We start from the raw sequence: 3,137 nt of genomic DNA, 5'->3' as shown, positions 1-3,137 counted from the left end.
CCCAGCGGATCCACCACGGCCTGCACTGGTCATGGTGGCGACGCTGCCACCAAGCCGTCGCCCGGGCCTGCCACCGGCGGCGCAAACACGCCCACAAAGCCAGACACCCCACGGCACGACCACCACCACACCCCGAACTACAGCGAAGCAGCTGATCTCCAACTGAAGGGACTGACCGTGCTGGTCGGCTTCGACCAGGACCTCGCGGCCGAGGCCACCCGCACTTCCAATCGGATACGCGGGCTGCTCACCCAGTTCCACCCCAGCCTGGAGCGCGTCCTTGGCCCACGCCTGGACCACCCCGCGGTGACCTGGCTGCTGGAACGCTACGGATCCCCGGCCAGCCTGCGAAAAGCCGGTCATCGCAAGCTCGTTGAGGTAATCCGGCCCAAGGCTCCACGCATGGCTGCCCGGCTGATCGACGAGGTCTTCGACGCCCTCGACGAGCAGACCGTCGTGGTCCCGGGCACCGGCACCCTCGACGTCGTGATCCCATCCCTGGCCCGTTCGCTCGCGGCCGTCCACGAACAGCGACGAGCCCTGGAAACGCAGATCGGACAGCTGCTGGAGGCTCACCCTCTTTCCAAGGTCCTGACGTCGCTGCCCGGCGTAGGCGTCAGGACCGCCGCCGCCTTGCTGGTCACCGTCGGCGACGGCACCAGCTTCCCCACCGCCGCCCACCTGGCCTCCTACGCCGGCCTGGCCCCGACGACCAAGTCGTCGGGGACCTCGATCCACGGCGAACACGCGCCCAGAGGCGGCAACCGACAACTCAAACGCGCGATGTTCCTGTCCGCGTTCGCCGCCCTGCACCATCCCGCCTCCCGCACCTACTACGACCGATGCCGAGCCCGCGGGAAGACCCACACCCAGGCACTTCTCCGCCTGGCCCGTCAGCGGATCAACGTGCTGTTCGCGATGCTCCGCGACGGCACCTTCTACGAACCCAGAACCCCACGCCTCGCTTGACCAAAGACATAGAGGCACCCCCCTGCGCGGATTCGTACATGCAAGGGTGTCCCTGCGGTTCTATCCGCCGACTACGACATGGCATCGTCCGCTCCCGTGTTGCTGGACGACTGGGACGGCCTCGGCATCAAGACGTACGTGCTGCGCGAGCGCGGGGTGCACGGCTCCCCGGTGAACGAGTACGGGCCGTTCTACCTCTGGAACACCATGGAGGGCATGAACAGCTTCCTGTGGGGAGGAGCCTTCCAGGGGCCCGTCGACGACTTCGGGCGGCCGGCGGTCCGTCAGTGGACGGGCCTGGCGTTCGAGGAGGGCACCGCGACCGGGGCAGCGCCCGTGTTCGCCGTGCGGCGGCGTCAGCCGGTGCCGGAGGGCGTGGAGCTGGCCGCGTTCATGGCGGACGCGGCGGCCGAGACCGGGCGGCTGGCGGCGGCGGACGGCGCGGTCCTCGCGGCGGCGGCCGTCGACACGCGCGCGTGGGAGCTGGTCCACTTCTCGCTCTGGGAGCACGACACGCCCAAGGCCGACGGCGACCCCTACCAGGTGCTGCACCTGTCCGCGCCGGGCCGCGACCGGCTCCCGCGCGGGCGGCAGTGCTGAGCCGCGTCCGTACCGTCCTCGGCGACATTCGGCCCGAGGAGCTGGGCGTGTGCGACGCGCACGACCATCTCTTCCTGCGCAGCCCGCAGTTGCCGAGCCTGGAGCTGAACGACCCGGCGGCGGCGCGGGCCGAGTTGGCCGCGTTCCGGGCGGCGGGCGGAGCGGCCGTCGTACAGTGGACGCCGTACGGCATGGGACGGCGGGCGGCGGACCTGCCGGAGCTGTCGCGGGCCACGGGGGTGCGGCTGGTCTGCGCCGCGGGTCTGCACCAAGCCGCGCACTACGACTCCGAGTCGCTCGACCGGCTGCGCGGCGGCGGCCTCGCCGAACTGTTCGTGTCCGAGCTGACCGACGGCATCGGCACGACGGGGGTGCGAGCCGGGCTGATCAAGGTCGCGGGCGGTTTCCACGCGCTCGACGCACACGCCCGCTGGACGATGACGGCGGCGGCCGAGGCGCACCACGCCACCGGTGCGCCCATCGCCGTGCACCTGGAGCTGGGCACGGGCGCGCTGGACGTACTCGACCTGCTGTGCGGCGAGTTGGGCGTGCCGGGGGATCGGGTAATCCTGGGCCACCTGAACCGCTTCCCCGACCCGGTGGTGCACCGACAGGCCGCCGCAGCGGGCTGCTGGCTGGCCTTCGACGGGCCTTCCCGCGCCCACCACGCCACCGACTGGCGGATGCCGGAGGCGCTGCGGGCCCTGGCGGACGCCGGCTTCGGCGACCGGCTGCTGCTCGGCGGCGACACGGTGGTCGCCGGGGCCCGCTCGGCCGACGGCGGGCCCGGGATGCCGTACCTGCTGCGCCAGGTACGGCCCCGGCTGGACGCCGCACTGGGCGCGGACCTGGTGGACCGCGTCCTCACCGAGCATCCGGGGCGGGCGTTCGCGGTCGACTGGACGTGAGCGGAGCGGATCCGGCCCGATCACATCGATGCCCGTCCCACCGGACGGTTCCCGCTCCGGCCGCCCTCCACAGAATGGGGGGCGGACCACCACCGGCCCCACCCCGAGGAAACGACACGGCCATGGCCCTGGAGATGCGCGAACGCTGCGAGCGCTGTACGACCACCCCGCTCCCCGCGGACGGCCCTGCCCGCATCTGCTCCTATGAGTGCACGTTCTGCGAAGCGTGCGGCGAGGCGCTGGGGCAAATCTGCCCCAACTGCGGCGGCGAACTGGTCGCGCGACCCCGCAGACCGGCCGCTGCCTCATGAGGCGGCACCGGCGGTGAACAGCTCGGCAGACAGGGCTGGTTCGGCTCGGCAAGCCCACATCCGCTCGCTGGTCGGCGAGGATCACACTGCCGCGTAGCCTGCTTGCCGTAGGTCAGGGCCGGCACTCGGGTGTCTTCCTCGGCCGCGGCCTGGCCCGGTGTCGCGGCGGCACGGGGCCGCCTGGCGCCGTCGGCGGCTCGCTGGGCACATGGGGCCCGGCCTCACGAGGTGCCGAGTGCTGCTGCCGGGAGGCATTGAAGGCTCCCCTCCCTGAAGGGAGGGGATGCGTCGCCCTCCAGGGCTGAGCGGGGATCTACGGCTCAGGCCGCCACCGGAGCCGGCGGCTCGG

General features: G+C 72.3%; 4 protein-coding genes. All 4 read left to right on the top strand.

Features of this window, described 5'->3' with window-relative positions; genetic code table 11:
- On the top strand, positions 1-969 hold a 969-nt coding region (locus tag ACIBJF_RS52825), incomplete at its 5' end, for an IS110 family transposase (protein WP_399185027.1).
- A 78-nt stretch (positions 970-1,047) separates the two neighbouring features.
- The gene (locus ACIBJF_RS52820; RefSeq protein ID WP_399185026.1) at positions 1,048-1,569 is read left to right on the top strand and encodes a DUF4865 family protein; all 522 of its coding nucleotides are present in this window, start codon (positions 1,048-1,050) and stop codon (positions 1,567-1,569) included.
- Positions 1,566-2,477, top strand: coding sequence for a phosphotriesterase (locus ACIBJF_RS52815; RefSeq protein WP_399185028.1), 912 nt, complete (start codon positions 1,566-1,568; stop codon positions 2,475-2,477). Before ACIBJF_RS52820 ends, ACIBJF_RS52815 begins: the two co-directional genes overlap by 4 nt.
- A gap of 122 nt (positions 2,478-2,599) precedes the next feature.
- Entirely contained in the window at positions 2,600-2,788 is a 189-nt protein-coding gene (locus ACIBJF_RS52810; RefSeq protein WP_399185025.1) for a DUF1272 domain-containing protein, read from the top strand.
- Positions 2,789-3,137: the final 349 nt, after the last annotated feature.

The sequence above is a fragment of the Streptomyces sp. NPDC050743 genome (assembly GCF_044456925.1).
In the GTDB taxonomy this organism is placed as follows: domain Bacteria; phylum Actinomycetota; class Actinomycetes; order Streptomycetales; family Streptomycetaceae; genus Streptomyces.
This window is presented reverse-complemented; position numbering and strand designations above follow the sequence as displayed.

Excerpts from the sequence above, each read along its gene's own strand:
- ACIBJF_RS52820 (WP_399185026.1), top strand. The coding sequence starts at position 1,048 with ATGGCATCGTCCGCTCCCGTGTTGCTGGACGACTGGGACGGCCTCGGC.
- ACIBJF_RS52810 (WP_399185025.1), top strand. The coding sequence starts at position 2,600 with ATGGCCCTGGAGATGCGCGAACGCTGCGAGCGCTGTACGACCACCCCG.